The sequence below is a fragment of the Rhizobium acaciae genome, from assembly GCF_025941625.1.
In the GTDB taxonomy this organism is placed as follows: domain Bacteria; phylum Pseudomonadota; class Alphaproteobacteria; order Rhizobiales; family Rhizobiaceae; genus Rhizobium; species Rhizobium acaciae.
The window spans coordinates 1-16564 of record NZ_JAPCZO010000043.1 but is presented as its reverse complement, the minus strand read 5'-3'; the positions used below and the strand labels follow the sequence as shown (position 1 = coordinate 16564).

Genomic DNA, 16564 nt, shown 5'->3' with positions numbered 1-16564 from the left:
GGGTTCTTGCCGCTGTTTTGCGCGCTTATGCGGCGCCTCCTAGAATTCCTGCACGAATTCACACGCCAGCAAGGTTTTGCCTGGCAAGGCATTGCCTTGGCGGGCAATGATAGAGACCTTTCCAGGCCCGGCCATTCCGGGTTCCGGCTGCAGATCTGCGGGAAGTTCAAGCGAATAGCCCTTGGTAGATGTGCCGAGCAGGTCCGAGGTCTCTGCCTTCAAACCGTATTTCGCGGCCAGATCGTCGGCGCGTTCGCCCTCGATCAAGACGCCAACAGCGTTGCTGGCAAAGAAAATCTCGGTCGACTTAAAGCCGTCGCGGCCTATCTGGTTCGGGAGTTTGTAGATCGCCGCGCCCAAAGACGACGTGTCCGGCTTGGCCAGAGCTTCCACGACATCATAGATCTTCATTGCCGATGTCATCGTATAGGGTGGCTTGCAAAGGGCTGCGTCAAAGAACTTGTCATTGGCCGAATCGGCAAGAACCGGTCCGGCCTGAAATGTCGCAAGAGCGACGCACGCAGAGAAGGCGGCGTAGCGAATGAATTTGGCGTTGTGCATGAAACATTCCCGAGGAAGTGGCTGTCGTGGATTCGCGTGTTACGAATGCCTAGGGGATTCGAAGTAACTATGCTACCCAAAGTTTAATCTCTCGGCTCCACTCTTCTCTTCCGTCTGGCCGTGCTGAAGGGTAGGATGAGTGGCATCAGACGCGGAGACGGAGATATCGCAGCGCCGAAGGCAGGAAAGTCATGATCGCAGCCTATATCGACGAAATCATCATGTTTTGCGCCGGCCTGTGGATGACATCCGTCGGCTTTGGCTATCTGCCATATCCAGGCAAGCCGGCCGGCCGGCCGCCCCTGCTTCGCCATTTCAAATGGATGGGTCCCTTGCTGCTCGCGATCGCCATCGTTCTGGCCGCTGCCTCCTAGAGCAATTCCAGCAAAAGTGCGTAGCGGTTTTGCGTCCGGAATTGCGTGAAAACAAAGAGATAGAGCATTTCCGTGATTCTGAGAAAAGCGGAAATGCTCTAGAGCCGCGTGCTCACGCTGGAGTGAAGCAATGACCAATATGTTGGCCTGCTTGTTCTGCGGATTGGACAAAACAGAATCGATCGTCCACCGCGGTTCCTACATTCTTCGCTGCGCCGCCTGCGGCGAAACGATTGTCGCCACATCATTCATGGCAATGCTCGACTCGGATCATGAGTGCTCAGCCTTTATCGATCCGGGTCCCGGAAAACACCCTCCGCCAGAGACGCTCGTCGCGCGCGGGCGGTTCCGGCAGATCGCAACGGCAATCAGCGCCGCGGCGAGTGACGGAACTCTGATACGTTTGATCTCTGAAGCGAAAGATTGAAGCCCGCCTTTACACAGCTGGCGCCCTCATGGGCGTAACCGGACGAGAATCTTGGCCCCGGGAACCCTCAACTGTTCCGCCATCGCTTCCAAATCTTTCCTATCCGTTCCCGCCAGAACGATACGACCATCCATGATCGGCTCCCTCATCCAGGGTTCCATGACGACTTTGCCGTTGATCAGCATCTGCGTTTGTCGTCCCAATACCGCCTGCGTGAAATCGCGGAATGTGGCGGCGCTTTCCGGGGTGAGCACGATATTCAGGCCATGGTCGTAGGACATGGGGGACAGGCTTACCTCCGCACTCTTCACCTCAAGCGAGACGGGCGCGATCGCCGTGGCCGCGTCATCGCCCGTCGTAACGGTCGTATCCTGCGATGCCGTTGGCGGGGCAGGCGGTGTCGAAAGCTTATCCAGGATGCCCGGCCCGGCCTTGGCCGACGGCAGCGGGTCGATGTGCAAATCGGGCGTCTGCAAGTCTTTTGCTTTCAGCACCGCGGGGAGCGGCAGACTGGCCGGCATGTCCTCCCGTTGGATGTGGGTGTATGTGCGCAACGTCGTCCCTCCTGCCGCAACCGTCACGATCTCCGACGCTTCGAGCGTCGAACCATCATCCAGGGACACCACAAGCTCGACGCTGCGGCTCTTGCTGGAGCGTTTGAGGGAAGCCAGCTGATCGGCCGTGAGGTTCTTTGCCCGCTCGGCAAAGCCGGTCATCAAATTTTCGATCGCCGGCTGCTGCGACTGGCTGAACGCTGCGGCGTCGGCTTCCTCCGACAGGGAAAGGGTTGCCGTGTGTGCGGTCGCGTCGGTGGATTTCAGGGTCCAGGTCGATGTCACCGGAACACTGACTCCGCCATAATCTTCATCCCGCGAGGTCGCCGAGGCCGGTCCGATGTCCATGGTCTCATCCTTGTAGGATTGTCCCGTGGCGAGCAGTTGCGCCTCCGGCACCATGGCGGCAACAATTTGCAGAGGGTTTGCCTCGATGGTGTTGATGATCTCATAGAGCCCGCTTTCGGGTGCCGCGGGGACCCCGCCCGGTTCATTGGCCACCATCGCCCGCATGTGCGCCACGATCTGGTCGACACCGGCGACATTGCGCGGATTGCCGTTCAGGTCGGTTTCGAGTTCGAGCGTAGCGGTGCCATAGGCCGTGAGGGAATTCCGATAGAGCAGGTTCATCTGATAGCTGTCGGCAAGGCCAGCCATGCCTTCCGGCAAATCGGCGCTGAGGGACCAGCGGACCCGCATGCCGTCTTCATCCCGCGACAGGACGGTCATAGCCTGGCGAAACGCGCCGCGCGCCGTCACCGGCGGGGTGCCTGATTTGTCGAACCAGAACGACATATCGGTCTCGGTCGCTTTTTGAACGCGGTAGCTGCGCTCGACGCCGGTCGCTGGCGCGTAGCCGGGGATCGTGACGCCGCCGGCGGACCATGCCGGATGGGAGAGTATGAGGCAAATGCAAAACCAGGAAAATCTCTTCCAGTGCGGCGATGTCATGCGGGCAGGGGCCTCTGAACATTGAAGGTTGTAGGGCGACCGGCTGTCGGCCCGCGAGCATATTTGCATATGAAGAGGATGGGTAGTGCCGTTGCCGCAATAACCGTTTTGCGCGAAACTGCTTCAGGTTTTCAAGATTGAGATCGGGAGATCAAGGTTAAGCACTTCTCATCGGCCGCTACAGTTTCGGCCCCAAGGCAGCGAAACGAAAAACTATTGCGCGGTCGGGTAGTCTCTTGAATATGCTTCCGTTCTTCCTTCCCGACCAAGGATGAGTAATAGCCGCTGCAAACCAGATATGAGCACTCATCCGGGTTGCCCGTTTGCCATCCCGGCTGGCAGAGTACAACGCGATGGAATTTGGCGTTGCAAAGTCCATGGTTTGCCAGCAGCCGCGGATCGTTTCCGAAATACGCGCTTATGGCTTTCTCGCGAGTCCATGCAGGCACGACTTTCCAATCAGCGTCGCCGCCCTCATCGGTCACGTTGGCGATCGCACAGAACGACCAATTAGATATCACGACCGGCTGATCGCAGGAAAAAGCCTGAACGGCGCTTCCCAGCAAGATCGAAATCAATGCCAACAATCGCCGGACGCAAACGACCACACTCTTCTCCCCCATACCGCTTATTCGCATCGTGCTTCTACCCCCGAGATTCATTGCAGGGATCCTAGCAGAAGGGACTGGATGATAGAAAATCACAGCTAAGAATATTTTCCTAGTTCATGGATCGTTCTTGCGCTAGGTTTGCCGCCATTGCAACCACGGACTGTTAGATGCCGAGCATTTTTTCTCAGAGATGAGGTGATGGTGTGGACGGGCTCTGGCCGCCACGCGCTGCATGAACGGAGTTCCCGCAACAGGCTCGGGAGGGCGGGCGGATACCGATCGACAACACGGGCGAGGGGCTGATGGCGGAATTCAACCCTCGCGACAAGAGCCGAACCAGTCAGGGAAAGACGCGGGCGATGGTGCGCAAGCATACCGCTCCGCCGGGCGCGGCGGATGACGGTAGCCTTCGCTGGCAATGGTTGACCATTCAGCTGCTGGAATCTGCGGCCTTCACGACATTGAGTGCGAATGCCTGCCGCGCCTTCTTCCGCATCGTCATCGAGCATACGTCGCACGCCGCCTTGGAAAACGGCAAGCTTGTCGTGACCCATCCTCAGTTCGTGTCTTACGGCGTGACCGGCGAATATGTGGCCGATGCGATCGATGAGCTCGAATATAAGGGGCTGATAAAAGTTCGCCGCGGACGGGCAGGCAGCGGCGTCGCGCATCCCAACCGGTTCACGCTGACTTTTGTCGGTGACCATGAAGGTGCGCCACCGACGGATGAGTGGAAACGGTGCACGGCGGAAAGGTGCCGGAAATGGTCCGAGACCGACCGCAAGATTGCCGCCGACAAACGCGGTCGCGTCGGCAGGAAGAAAAAAGTCCCACTTCGGAATCCCGAAATCCCCCCGCTTCGGGATTCCGAAATCCGCCGCGCTTCGTGAGATGTCGACATGAGGAAATATCGAACGATTTCAATGCGGCAACCAATTTCGGGATTCCGAAGTGCTATATAGATCTTGGTAGGGTGTCCCTAGCGAAGACACTTTGCCACGATCAGGAACTCCGTCTCCCGACCCCCGATCTTCCCGGCCGAAACCGTGCGAAGCAGAAGACCGAAAGCTTCATAGAGCCAATAAAGCGGGGGAATTCTATCCTTGAGAGCATGCACCTGCGTCGACACATATTCGCCGACGAAGACGACATCCATCCCGAGGTCTTTCAATGTCCCGGCAATCTCCGAATGGGATGCCTCTGCGGCATGCTCGACGCGGAACGGGGCATAGCCAGGCTTTCCGGCGTTTTTCTGCCTGAGAACGTAGCGATAGAACAAGACGTGGGTCCACCAGGGCGTCAGGTCGGTGAAGATCCCCTTGGCTGAATTCAGGATCGGACCCTTGACGAACACCAGACCACCGGGAGACAGGGTATCATGGGCTCTCAACAAGGCAGAGCGCGGGCTTTCCAAATGTTCGAGGACGTCCCAGAAGACGCAGGCGTCGAAGTGACGATCTCCATAGTCGATGGTTTGAGCATCGCCGAGGATTCTTTCGGCGGCGTCCTGGTTCTTTTCGAGTTGCTCCTTGGAGATGTCGACAACGGTATATCGCGCTCCTTTCAAGGGGATATGCGTGCGGGAGCCGCCCCCGACCTCAAGGATATTTGTATCAGTCTTGCTGGAAAATGCTGATTGTGCGTGCGAGAGCGCGTCGTTTACCCACGGCGAAGCCATAATCTTTCCCTCCCGAAAGATTAGCGTTTACGACTATAAGTAAGCATTAATATAATATTTTAGCAATATTTTAAGCATGTCCAGTCAGGTGGTGCGTCCGGTCAGGATTGGCGGGCAAGCCGTCTGCCTAGTTTCGCGCAACCTTCCTGATGTATCCGCAGGTCTGATGATCTTTAAGGCGCTTCAGCCGGAGGAATGCATGGCGGTGGGAATTTTTCGGGCTCTGGCTGCCCTGGCGATGATGACGGCCCTTGGCGGCTGCATCGACCATGCCAATGATCCCGTGCTCCTGGCGGTCGGCGTGCCGGTCAATCCGCCTGTTGTTGCGCACAGTCTTTGCATGACCGACGGCAACGCCATGTATGACGAGGCGAGGAAGCAGTATCAGCTGCGCGCCCAGCTGACCGGATATGCTCAGGCCGATGAGCTTGAGGCCGAAACGATAGCGCGCGCCGCCGCCCATCGCCAATATGTCGCCTGCCTCTCCGGCCAGGGTTACCGGACATTATACGCGAATTGAGAACAGAGAATTCAGGTTTCATCACCAGCGCCGTTCGAGCCTTTCCTGATCGCGACTTTTCACGTTTTTCGGCGATTTAGTCACGCCGGATCGCCTGCAATCACGAGTTTTGGAATTGCGTGTGAGCCATGGAACTCCGCTCGTCTGAAAGGCATTTTCCCGAGATAAATCCATAAGGAGGGTTTATCATGAAGATATTCAGACTTGGCCCATCCACCGCCGCGCTCGGCGCCCTTCTCGCCCTCACGTCGATCATCCCCGCGCAGGCAGCACCCGTTCAGTCGGCTCGGCCGCCCGCTGTCTCGGACGTAAAAATGGTGCAATATAAACCACATGCCGGTTCATGGCATGGCTATCGGGGTTTTCGCACGGAACGCCCCGGCACCCGCCGCCACTCCGATGGCTACTGGTATCCGCTTGCCGCCTTCGGCCTCGAGGCCGGCACCACAGGCTCCATCGCCCGCGCGCCGGTGAAGAGGCCGGCTGCTCCGGAAATGTGCAACCCTACGTTTTCCGGATCGATCGGTCCCGGCAGTATGCCCTGTGATAACGGCTATTGAGCCGGCAAATGAAAGAGGCGGCGATGAGCCGCCTTTTTCTTGATCGGGCCGCCGCTCACATGTCCGTGACCTCTGCTTTGGCGCCGTAGTATGTGACAGATCGTCTTCCTAACTCCGGGGCGTAAATTCCACGAATCCTCCCAAGGAGACGATGATGACCACGACTTTCAAGACCGGCCTGATGGCCGCTGCCTTCGGCGCAATCCTCGGCCTTTCGGCCTTCTCGGCCACGGCAGCTCCCCTCCAGTCGAGCGCGACAGAGCAGGGCGCAGCCGAGCGTCCGGTTGCGAGCCAAGAAACCAAGGTCGAGCACGACAGGCGCACGACCGGTTCGATCGGCGAGCGCGCCTCGGAAACCACGGGCTCGACACATTATATGATGAACCCGAAGAAGCCGCTCAACATGGATTGCAAGCTCGGCTTCAATCCGACGAGCAGCTCCAGCTGCAACTACTGACGAGACGCTCGGCCGTTGGCCATCGCGAGCGGCCCCGTCTGAGCTGAAGGGCGGCCTCCGAGCCGCCCTCAGTTTGTTGGCAGGCCTTGCTCTTCCCTCGGCGCCATCCTCGGCCTTGCCAGCCGGATACGGCAGGTCCTTCCCTGACTGTCGTTCGTACGATCTTGCATCGAATGCAAAAATGCAATAAGTACAAAATCAAGCAAGCTGTCAGCACGGGTGTTGCGAAAAGCCGCAGCGACGAGCGATTGACGCCTCTGCCTTGGAATTGCCATGCTCGCCGCGATGGTCGCTTTTCATAATCAATCGAATTTCAGACGGGTGGGATAGTCATGACTGCAAAGGCCGCATGCTCCGATTTCCTGCATTTTTTCCGTTCCTGGGTCAGCAACCCGCTTCGGGTCGCGGCCATCGCGCCGTCGGGGGATTCGCTTGCCAGGATCATGACCAGTGAAATTGCCGCACTCGACGGGCCGATCATCGAGCTCGGCCCCGGAACCGGCGTCTTCACCCGGGCGCTGCTGGCGCGCGGGGTCAGTGAAGCGGATCTGACCCTGATCGAGTACGGTCCGGAGTTCATCTCATCGCTGCAGGCGCGTTTTCCGACGGCGCGTGTGTTGCAGATGGATGCCGCCCATCTCGCCCATGCCGATATTTTCGAAGGCGAACCGGTCGGCGCGGTTGTCAGCGGCCTGCCGCTGCTCTCCATGTCGCCGCGCAAGATCGCCTCGATCCTGGCCGGCGCCTTCGCCTATATGCGCCCGGGCGGCGCCGTCTATCAGTTCACCTATGGTCCCCGCTGCCCGGTGCCGCGGCCGATCCTCGACCGTCTCGGCCTGAAGGCGGTGCGCATCGGCGGCACGGTACGCAACCTACCGCCGGCCTCCGTCTACCGGATTTCGCGCCGCAAGCCGCTGGAACTGTCGCGCGAGCGCATCAGCTATCGCGAGAGCCCGGCTGACATCGACGATGTCGCCGCCTTTTCCAGCGAAACCGGCGGCTGAACGATGATACCGGGCCGGAATGGCTGAGAACAAGCGGACGGAAACGACGGAAGGCAGGCGGGAACGCAAGCGGCGGCAGACGCGCGAGCGCATCGAGCAGGCGGCGATGACCCTCTTTCTGCAGCGCGGCTTCGAGGCCACGACGATCGAGGACATCACCGAGGCGGCTGATGTCTCCAAGCGCAGTTTCTTCGACTATTTCCCATCCAAGGAAGAGGTGGTTTTCGCCTGGCAGGATGCCTTCGCCGATCGCCTGATGGCGGCGGTCGCCGCAAGGCCGGCGGACGAATCTTCGGTCGCGGCGGTCGAGGCGGCGATCACCGCAACCGTCATCGCGGCCGTCGACGAGCCTGGTCTGGCGCGTGGGGACCTCATCCATCGCACGCCGGCGCTGAAGGCCCGCGACCAGCTGAAATATGCCAAGCTCGAACAGAAGCTCGCCGAGGCGCTGCTTCTGCGCAAGGGAGGTGATCCGCTTGAGCGGCCCCGCATGCGCGTCCTTGCGGCCATCGTCATCGGTGCGTTGCGCGTCGGGGCTGAGCTCTGGCAGCAGCGCCCGCCAAGTGCTTCGCCGCGGGATTTCGCCCGGGAGATTTTCGCCGACCTCTGGAAGATGCTGGCGGAATTCGGCGACGAGGCAAAGGCCAGGCGTTGACGCGGGGCCGCCCGAGCCTCCGTGCGCACTTCCGACGGTGTCAGCTCGATGTCGATGTTTCCGCTCATCCCTGCCATCAGGCCCTGTTATCGGAGCCGGGCCGTCCTATATCTGCAAGCGTCGCAGCGGCCACATTCTGATGATCCCCGCGATAGGCGGATCATCACCATGCCGGGCATCGCTTTCGATCAGGGCAGACATTCGCGCTCGAAGGCATCTCCGAAAGCCTCGGCATTCGTGCCGCCGCTGTTCAACCGCCTCCGACCGTTCCACCGATTTCAATGATTGATTGATAAGAGAGGAAAGACCATGTCCAGTTATAACGCAGCAAAGTCAGGCACCTTCAAGATCGGCGGCGATATCGAGATCAATCGTCTCGGTTTCGGCGCCATGCGCGTCACCGGCAAGGGCATCTGGGGCGAGCCTTCCGATCATGCCGAATCCATCCGTACGCTGAAGCGCCTGCCGGAACTCGGCGTCAACTTCATCGATACGGCCGATTCCTACGGCCCCGATGTCTCCGAATGGCTGATCAAGGAAGCGCTGCATCCCTATGGCGGCAAGTCTGTTATCGCCACCAAGGGCGGCCTGACCCGCCACGGCCCCGATATCTGGCTGCCCGTCGGCCGCCCGGAATATCTGATCCAGCAGGCGCATAAGAGCCTGCGCAATCTCGGCGTCGAGCAGATCGATCTCTGGCAACTGCACAGGATCGATCAGAAGGTGCCGGCCAAGGAGCAGTTCGATGCGATCAAATCGCTGCTCGATACCGGCCTCATTCGCCATGCAGGTCTGAGCGAAGTGTCGGTTGCCGATATCGAGGCCGCCTCGAAGCATTTCAAGGTCGCGACCGTCCAGAACCGCTACAATCTCGTCGACCGCACCAGCGAGGACGTGCTCGATTATTGCGCCAAGCACAATATCGGCTTCATCCCGTGGTATCCGCTGGCCGCCGGCGATCTCGCCAAGCCCGGCTCGCTGCTCGATAGCATCGCCAAAAAGCACAATGCCGCCCCCAGCCAGATCGCGCTCGCCTGGGTGCTGAAGCGCAGCCCGGTCATGCTGCCGATCCCCGGCACCTCCAAGGTCAAGCATCTCGAGGAAAACGTCGCGGCCGTCGACATCACCCTCTCGAACGAGGAATTCTCCGCCCTCGACGCCGAGGGCAGCAAGGTCTTCAAGGCCGCTTGACGGGCGAACCCACGGCTTTTCGGTTTGCGCTAGTAGCTGCCCCTCACCCTAACCCTCTCCCCGTAAAAGACGGGGAGAGGGGACGTGCCCTGCGATGGGTGGCGAGGAACGGAAAGGTCGCGGCATATCCCCTTCTCCCCGAGGGGAAAAGAGGGAATCGAGAGGTCACGGCATGTCCGGAGCAGAGAGGCCGCAATTTTCGGCATAGATTTGACCATCCGGTCAAACATGCTGCAAAATGAGGCGGCGACCTGTTATTTTGAGGGCAAGCATTGCGCCCAGCGCATTGCTGCATTGCGGTATTTTCGCTATTCCGAATCAAAAGAATTGGCTATTACTATCTTCGTAAGCAGCGCACTCCTCCTCCCAGCGCTCTTACATCGGACTGACAACACTCCTCCTCCCAGTTGTCAGTCAGGATCAAGAGCCCGGCGCACCTCCTCCCGCGTCGGGCTTTTTTCTTTTCCCCCAAGTCTCCTCCCGTAAGTCGAAATCGATCAATTGCCGATCTGGGCAGCCTCGGTCCTGCGGTTTCCACGAGGGATTGCGCGAAACGAAGGCTTTCACCTCCCGCGGTTTGACTCGGCAAGCCTCGTCGGACTATTTGAACGGGCGCCGCCTGTCCGGTGCGTGAACCGATTGGAGTTGGTCATGATCGGCAAAAGACGCGCCCCGCGCGTGGCTCTGGCAGGTCTTCTGGTGGCAATGATGGCGCTTTCCGGCTGCGGCGGCAGGCCGGTCGGTGTCATGCAGGCGGCCGGCACCGTGCCGCCTGGGACGTCGAAGGTCGATCTGCTCGTCGCGACGACACGCGCTGCCGATGACAATCCCGCCGTGCTTTTCTCCGGTGAGCGTGGCACCGGGCTCGCGGTCAATGCCGTCGACGTCTCGATCCCGCCGGAAGCCAATCGCAAGGTCGGCCAGGTGCAATGGCCAAGCCGTCTGCCGGCCGATCCGTTGCGCAATTTCGTCACCGTTTCCGTTGATCCGCTGGAAGGTGAGCGGGCCGGAGAGACCTGGCTGAAGACCCATATGCCGAAGAGCCGCCGCGTGCTCGTCTTCGTCCACGGCTTCAACAATCGTTATGAGGACGCCGTCTACCGCTTCGCGCAGATCGTCCACGATTCGCATGCCGACGTCGCCCCCGTCGTCTTCACCTGGCCGTCGCGCGGCAGCATCTTCGATTATAATTACGACAAGGAAAGCACCAACTATTCCCGCGACGCGCTGGAGGAGCTGCTGACCCGCACCGCCGCCAATCCGGCTGTCAGCGACATTACCATCATGGCCCATTCGATGGGCACGTGGCTGACGGTCGAAGCGCTCAGGCAGATGGCGATCCGCAACGGCCACGTCGCACCGAAGATCAACAATGTCATCCTCGCCTCGCCGGATCTCGATGTCGATGTCTTCGGCCGTCAGTTCGCAAGCCTCGGCAAGGAACGACCGCAATTCACCATCTTCGTCTCGCAGGACGATCGCGCTCTGGCGCTGTCGCGGCGCATCTCCGGCAATGTCGACCGGCTCGGCCAGATAGATCCTTCCGCCGAACCTTACCGCAGCAAGCTCGAGGCGGCCGGCATCACCGTGCTCGACCTCACCAAGCTCAAGGGCGGCGACCGGCTGAATCACGGCAAGTTCGCCGAAAGCCCCGAAGTGGTGAAGCTGATCGGCGATCGGCTGATTGCCGGCCAGACGATCACCGATTCCAATGTCGGTCTCGGCGAGGCCGTCGGCGCCGTGGCGATGGGTGCTGCCCAGACCGCCGGAAGTGCCGTCAGTGTTGCCGTCAGCACGCCGATTGCGATCTTCGATCCGCGCACCCGGCGCAACTACGACGCCCAGGTGAAGCGTCTCGGCCAGTCGATGAACAACACCGTCGGTTCGGTTGGCGACAGCGTCGGCGCCAGCCTGCCGGAAAGCCAGTAAAAATCGGTAGGCATCGCATCTTGTTGTGATATATCAGATTCACGACGGCACTTCTGTCTGCCGTGCGATGGGTTGATGGCATGGCGGATGAGACGAAGAAGAAGGTAGCGGTCGTCGGCGCGGGCGTGATCGGCGCCTCGATCGCTTTCGAGCTGCAGCGGCGGGGTCTTGATGTAACGCTGATCGACAAGGGTGAGCCGGGCCGCGGCACCTCTTTCGGCAATATGGCGAGCATCGCGCTCGATTTTGCTGCCGGTTCAGGCCCATCGACCTGGAAGAAGATCCCCGGCTGGCTGCTCGATCCGGAAGGCCCGGTCTGGCTGCGTCCCTCCTATGCCGCCAGGATGCTGCCCTGGTTCCTGCGCTTCCTCGCCGCCGGTCGGCCCTCGCGTCTCCGAGAGATCGAGGATGCCGGCATGAGCCTGTCGCACCGGGCGCTTGGCGATTTCAGGCAGATGCTCGAGGCGATCGGCGCACCCGAGTTGATGACCGAGGAGGGCTGTCTCGCGATCTACGAGACCGAGGCGGAATTTGCCGCCGATCGCGGTCATCTCGCCATGATGCAGCGCTACGGCCTCGAATTCGAGGTCTTGAGCAACGGCGCCATCCAATATTACGAACCCAGCCTTTCGCCGGCGATCGCCAAAGCCGTGCTGCTTCCCGACAACAAGTCGATCCGCGATCCCTACAAGCTCGTGGTCAAACTCACCGACGCCGCAAAGGCTGCGGGCACGACTTTCGTCTCCGGCACTGTGCGGAATATCGAGCGCCGGGGTGATGGCACCGCCGTCGTTCTGCTCGAGGATGGCGGGCGCATCGAGGCCGGTTCGGTCGTGCTTGCCGCCGGCGTCCACACCCGTTTCCTTGCCGAAAAGCTCGGCGAGCCGATCCCGCTCGAAACCGAGCGCGGCTATCACACGCAGATCATGAAGCCCGGCATCGCGATGCGCTATTCGGTGATCTGGCCGCATCGCGCCTTCATGGTGACGCCGACGGCGGGCGGCATCCGGGTCGGCGGCAATGTCGAGCTCGCCGGTCTCGATGCTGCGCCTGATTTCCGCCGTCCGCGGGTGCTGGTGCGCCATGCCCAGCGTGCGCTGCCCGGTCTCAAGGTCGAGGAGACGACGGAATGGATGGGGCATCGCCCGGCGCTGCCCGATACGATCCCGATCATTTCGCCCTCGTCGAAACTGCCCGGCGTTTTTTATGCGACCGGCCACGGCCATCTCGGTCTGACCTTTTCGGCAACGACAGCGCTGGTGATCGCCGATATGGTGACCGGGTTCAAACCATCCCTCGACATGACCCCGTTCCGCATAGACCGATATTAGGAGGTCCCGATGTCCGAAACCACCAAACCCGTAGCGCTGATCACCGGCGGCGGCCGCGGCATGGGCGAGGCAATCGCCCGCGAGCTTTCCGCGCAGGGCTATCAGCTGGCGCTGATGTCGCCGTCGGAAAGCTGTGAGAAGCTGGCGGCCGAACTTGGCGGCGTCGCCTCGCGCGGCGTGGCCGAAAAGGCCGAGGATCTGAAGGCGGTCTTCGACCTGACGATGAAAACCTATGGCCGCATCGACGCCGTCGTCAACCTGAGCGGCCATCCGCCGAAGGGCGACCTGCTCGATATTTCGGACGAGAACTGGACGATCGGTTCCGACATGATGATCCTGTCGCTGGTGCGCATGGCGCGGCTGGTGACGCCGGTCATGCTGAAACAGGGCAAGGGCGCCTTCGTCAACATCACCACTTTCGCCGCTTATGAGCCGACGCTGGTCTTCCCGGTTTCCTGCACCTATCGCGCCGCTGCCGGCGCCTTCACCAAGCTCTATTCCGATCGTTATGCGGCCGACAATATCCGCATGAACTGCATCCTGCCGGGTTATATCGATAGCCTCAACCACAAGCCGGAGACAGCCGAGAAGGTCCCGATGAAGCGCATCGGCCATGTGGAGGAGATCGCCAAGACCGCGGCCTTCCTGCTCTCCGATGGCGCGGGTTATATCACCGGCCAGAATATTCGCGTCGATGGCGGCGTCACCCGTCACGTCTGATCTGGAGTTTTCTTTTATGAGATGGAAGCGCACGATCCAGCTGCTGGATGTCCATGCCGAAGGTGAAATCGGCCGCGTCGCGATCGGCGGCGTACCGAAGATCCCCGGCGATACCATCGCCGCCCAGCTGCATTGGCTGAACACCGATCCGAAGGGTGACGAGCTCCGCCGCTTCCTTTGCCTGGAGCCGCGCGGCGCGCCCATCGGCTCGGTCAATCTGCTGCTGCCGGCACGACACCCGGAGGCCGACGCCGCCTTCATCATCCTGCAGCCCGACCAGGCGCATGCGAGTTCCGGCTCGAACTCGATCTGCGTCACCACGGCACTGCTCGAATCCGGCATCGTCGAGATGAAAGAGCCGGAAACGATCGTGACGCTCGAAACCGCCGCCGGCCTCGTCAAGGCGACGGCGACCTGCCGCGACGGGCGCTGCGAAAAAGTCCGGCTGACCATGGTGCCCTCCTTCGTGCATGAGCTCGATGTCGCGATCGACACGCCGCATTGGGGAAGGATCAAGGCCGATATCAGCTATGGCGGCATCTTCTATGCGCTTTTTGATGTCGGCCAGATCGGTCTGACGATCGAGAAGGCCAATGCCGCCGGCCTCGTCCAGGCCGGCATGATCCTCAAGGAGCTGATCAACCGCGATATCAAGGTCGTCCATCCCGAGATCCCGGCGATCTCGGGTGTCGCCTATGTCATGTTCCGCGACACGGAAGCCGATGGCACGGTGCGCACCTGCACCACCATGTGGCCGGGCCGGGCCGACCGCTCGCCCTGCGGCACCGGCAACTCCGCCAATCTCGCCACGCTTTATGCCCGCGGCAAGGCCAAGGTCGGCGACACCTTCACCTCGAAATCGATCATCGGCTCCGAATTCGAAGTCGGCCTCCAGGCAGTGACCGAGGTGGCCGGCCGCCCCGCCGTCATCCCCACCATCACCGGCCGCGGCTTCACCTTCGGCCTGACCCAGGTAGCGCTCGACCCGTTCGACCCGCATCCGAACGGTTTTGCGCTGACGGATGTCTGGGGACCGTCGGCTGGGGAGATTTGAACGTTCAGGGCACGATGCCGGAAGTGTGAAGCGGTTTCAGGACGGTTCGCGCGAATGGCTGCCCCTCACCCGTCCTCCGGACCCCGCCGAGGAGAAGAGGGAGCCAAGCGGCGGCATCCTCCAACGCTCCTCATCCTGAGGTGCGATCCGCAGGATCGCCTCGAAGGACACGCCGGAACGCTGCTCCTTGCAGAGATCCGACGCTGAAATGCCCGCCTCGTCCTTCGAGGCCCCTCAGCAAGGATGAGGCTCTCTTGAATGCCGGCGCTCCCGCGATACTAACGAGCTTCGCGACCGACTGATCAAACCTGACGCAGGAGCATCCGCGCAACGATATTCGAAACGCGATCAGCCCTGCCCGCCCTCAGCAGCCCCGGTTCGAGTGTCCCAACTGAGCATGGCCAGCGCGGCGACTGCCTCGAGTTCGCCGCGGGTCGCTTCGTCGCGGGCCAGGATCGACATGCCGTTCTGAACGGTCTGGACGAAACGGGAGAGTGCGTGGACGTCGGTCGAGACTGGAATTTCGCCCTCTGATATCGCCTGGTTCAGGCGCGCCTTCAGGCGCTCGAGCGTGACGGCGCGGGCGGCTCGTACGAGTTCGCCGAGTTCCACATGGCCCTCGCTGCCGACCGAAGAGAGCGCCACCATGCAGCCGCGGGGAATATCCACGACACAGCCGGTCAGGGCAGCGGCCGAATCCATCAGAAACGACCTCACCGCTTCACGGGCCGTGCCTGCGGAAAAGAAGCCTGCCCAGACGAGCGCCTCGTTGTTGTCGCGATAGTGGCGCAGCGCCTCGGCATAGAGCGCCTCCTTCGAGCCGAATGCCGCGTAAAGGCTCGGCGATCCGATCCCCATCGCCTCGGTGAGGTCGGCGATCGAGGTCGCCTCGAAGCCCTTGATCCAGAACAGCCGGGTCGCCTGCGCCAAGGCTGTTTCTCGATCGAACGCACGCGGCCGCCCGCGACCGCGGGCAGGGGTTTCATCGATTTTCGAGATCTCATCCGATTTTTGCATCGATCATTATATAAACCCATTGACACCCTATCGCAACCTGCCTAGCTATTTATGTGGCGATCACTACAGAAAGAGAAGATCATGACAGAACTGGCTGGAAAGCGTGCCCTCGTCACAGGCGGCTCGCGTGGCATTGGCGCCGCCATCGCATTGGCGCTTGCCGACAAAGGCGCCGATGTCGCCATCACCTATGAGCGTTCGGCCGATCGCGCCGCCGAAGTCGTCCGGGCGATCGAGGGCAAGGGCCGCAAGGCGCTTGCCATCCAGGCCGACAGCGCCGATCCGGCGGCCGTGAAGCGCTCGGTCGACGAGGCCGCCCAGGCACTTGGTGGTCTCGACATTCTCGTCAACAATGCGGCAATCGCGCTTTACGGTGCGATCGCCGACGTCAGCGTCGAGCAGATCGATGCGCTGCTGGATGTCAATGTGCGGTCGCCTCTGCTCGCCTCGCAGGCCGCCATTCCCTATCTGCAGGCGGGAGGCCGTGTCATCACCATCGGCTCGGTCGGTGCCGAACGCATCGTCGGCGACACCGGCACGGTCTATTTCATGACAAAATCCGCGCTCCACTCGTTTACCCGCGGCCTCGCGCGGGAACTCGGATCTCGCGATATCACCGTAAACCTCGTCCAGCCGGGTTCGACCGACACCGAAATGAATCCCGCCAATGGAGACTTCGCCGACTTCCAGCGTGCCCTGATCCCACTTGGTCGTTACGGCGAGCCGGAAGATGTGGCGGCCGCTGTGGCTTTCCTCGCAAGCCCTGCTGCAAAGCACATCACGGGAACCATCCTCACAGTGGATGGCGGCTTGAATACCTGAATCGGGATCTGTTGCCCGCGAACGGTAAACGACACGGGGGATCGACGGAGGTCGGTCCCTTCTTTCGGTCTGAGGGCCCTCGCTCTAACCGGTCCTCCAGGCCCCTTTGAGGAGAAAGGGGAGCCAGGCCGCGGCACCCTCCAACATA

At 61.1% G+C, this 16564-nt stretch carries 18 protein-coding genes and 1 pseudogene; 14 read left to right on the top strand and 5 right to left on the bottom strand.

Annotated elements, in window-relative coordinates:
• Window positions 1–39: 39 nt before the first annotated feature.
• Window positions 40–561 carry a hypothetical protein gene (locus OLZ32_RS37355; RefSeq protein ID WP_264425424.1) on the bottom strand — a complete coding sequence of 174 codons (522 nt, stop codon included), beginning with the start codon at window positions 559–561 and terminating at the stop codon, window positions 40–42.
• Between the two features lie 191 nt (window positions 562–752).
• On the opposite strand from OLZ32_RS37355, the gene OLZ32_RS37350 reads away from it, so the two are divergent.
• Window positions 753–935 carry a hypothetical protein gene (locus OLZ32_RS37350; protein WP_017990122.1) on the top strand — a complete coding sequence of 61 codons (183 nt, stop codon included), beginning with the start codon at window positions 753–755 and terminating at the stop codon, window positions 933–935.
• Window positions 936–1065: 130 nt separating this feature from the next.
• Window positions 1066–1362: a hypothetical protein gene (locus tag OLZ32_RS37345; protein WP_017990123.1), complete on the top strand. Its 297-nt coding sequence runs from the start codon at window positions 1066–1068 to the stop codon at window positions 1360–1362.
• 26 nt (window positions 1363–1388) lie between these two features.
• Here the strand turns inward: OLZ32_RS37345 and OLZ32_RS37340 are convergent, their stop codons facing one another.
• Window positions 1389–2867, bottom strand: coding sequence for a preprotein translocase subunit SecD family protein (locus OLZ32_RS37340; RefSeq protein WP_264425422.1), 1479 nt, complete (start codon window positions 2865–2867; stop codon window positions 1389–1391).
• Between the two features lie 213 nt (window positions 2868–3080).
• Window positions 3081–3571, bottom strand: a pseudogene (locus OLZ32_RS37335) (hypothetical protein).
• 209 nt (window positions 3572–3780) lie between these two features.
• On the opposite strand from OLZ32_RS37335, the gene OLZ32_RS37330 reads away from it, so the two are divergent.
• Window positions 3781–4368 carry a hypothetical protein gene (locus OLZ32_RS37330; RefSeq protein WP_017990126.1) on the top strand — a complete coding sequence of 196 codons (588 nt, stop codon included), beginning with the start codon at window positions 3781–3783 and terminating at the stop codon, window positions 4366–4368.
• A gap of 89 nt (window positions 4369–4457) precedes the next feature.
• On the opposite strand, the gene OLZ32_RS37325 is transcribed toward OLZ32_RS37330, so the two are convergent.
• Complete coding sequence (locus OLZ32_RS37325) at window positions 4458–5156, bottom strand: class I SAM-dependent methyltransferase (protein WP_003545024.1); 699 nt, start codon at window positions 5154–5156, stop codon at window positions 4458–4460.
• A gap of 199 nt (window positions 5157–5355) precedes the next feature.
• Between OLZ32_RS37325 and OLZ32_RS37320 the strand changes: the two genes are divergently transcribed.
• The 10 genes from OLZ32_RS37320 (at window position 5356) to OLZ32_RS37275 (ending at window position 14577) form a co-directional block, all read left to right on the top strand.
• Window positions 5356–5676 carry a hypothetical protein gene (locus tag OLZ32_RS37320; RefSeq protein ID WP_264425419.1) on the top strand — a complete coding sequence of 107 codons (321 nt, stop codon included), beginning with the start codon at window positions 5356–5358 and terminating at the stop codon, window positions 5674–5676.
• A 188-nt stretch (window positions 5677–5864) separates the two neighbouring features.
• Window positions 5865–6236, top strand: a complete 372-nt coding sequence (locus OLZ32_RS37315) for a cell surface protein (protein ID WP_264425416.1) — start codon at window positions 5865–5867, stop codon at window positions 6234–6236.
• Window positions 6237–6390: 154 nt separating this feature from the next.
• The gene (locus tag OLZ32_RS37310; RefSeq protein ID WP_003545030.1) at window positions 6391–6693 is read left to right on the top strand and encodes a hypothetical protein; all 303 of its coding nucleotides are present in this window, start codon (window positions 6391–6393) and stop codon (window positions 6691–6693) included.
• A gap of 332 nt (window positions 6694–7025) precedes the next feature.
• The gene (locus OLZ32_RS37305; protein ID WP_264425415.1) at window positions 7026–7697 is read left to right on the top strand and encodes a class I SAM-dependent methyltransferase; all 672 of its coding nucleotides are present in this window, start codon (window positions 7026–7028) and stop codon (window positions 7695–7697) included.
• A gap of 19 nt (window positions 7698–7716) precedes the next feature.
• Complete coding sequence (locus OLZ32_RS37300) at window positions 7717–8352, top strand: TetR/AcrR family transcriptional regulator (RefSeq protein WP_264399026.1); 636 nt, start codon at window positions 7717–7719, stop codon at window positions 8350–8352.
• Window positions 8353–8661: 309 nt separating this feature from the next.
• Window positions 8662–9543 (top strand): aldo/keto reductase, encoded by an 882-nt coding sequence (locus tag OLZ32_RS37295; protein ID WP_264425412.1) that lies wholly within the window; start codon window positions 8662–8664, stop codon window positions 9541–9543.
• A 651-nt stretch (window positions 9544–10194) separates the two neighbouring features.
• On the top strand, window positions 10195–11472 hold the full coding sequence (locus tag OLZ32_RS37290; protein ID WP_264425410.1) for an alpha/beta hydrolase: 1278 nt from the start codon (window positions 10195–10197) through the stop codon (window positions 11470–11472).
• An 80-nt stretch (window positions 11473–11552) separates the two neighbouring features.
• Window positions 11553–12803 (top strand): NAD(P)/FAD-dependent oxidoreductase, encoded by a 1251-nt coding sequence (locus OLZ32_RS37285; RefSeq protein WP_264425408.1) that lies wholly within the window; start codon window positions 11553–11555, stop codon window positions 12801–12803.
• A 9-nt stretch (window positions 12804–12812) separates the two neighbouring features.
• Window positions 12813–13523, top strand: coding sequence for an SDR family oxidoreductase (locus OLZ32_RS37280; RefSeq protein WP_264425406.1), 711 nt, complete (start codon window positions 12813–12815; stop codon window positions 13521–13523).
• 16 nt (window positions 13524–13539) lie between these two features.
• Window positions 13540–14577, top strand: coding sequence for a 4-hydroxyproline epimerase (locus OLZ32_RS37275; protein ID WP_264425404.1), 1038 nt, complete (start codon window positions 13540–13542; stop codon window positions 14575–14577).
• A gap of 348 nt (window positions 14578–14925) precedes the next feature.
• Here the strand turns inward: OLZ32_RS37275 and OLZ32_RS37270 are convergent, their stop codons facing one another.
• Entirely contained in the window at window positions 14926–15594 is a 669-nt protein-coding gene (locus OLZ32_RS37270) for a TetR/AcrR family transcriptional regulator (protein WP_264425402.1), read from the bottom strand.
• A gap of 81 nt (window positions 15595–15675) precedes the next feature.
• Between OLZ32_RS37270 and OLZ32_RS37265 the strand changes: the two genes are divergently transcribed.
• A complete protein-coding gene (locus tag OLZ32_RS37265; RefSeq protein ID WP_168307887.1) occupies window positions 15676–16416 on the top strand; it encodes an SDR family NAD(P)-dependent oxidoreductase in 741 nt (246 codons plus the stop codon).
• Window positions 16417–16564 lie beyond the last annotated feature (148 nt).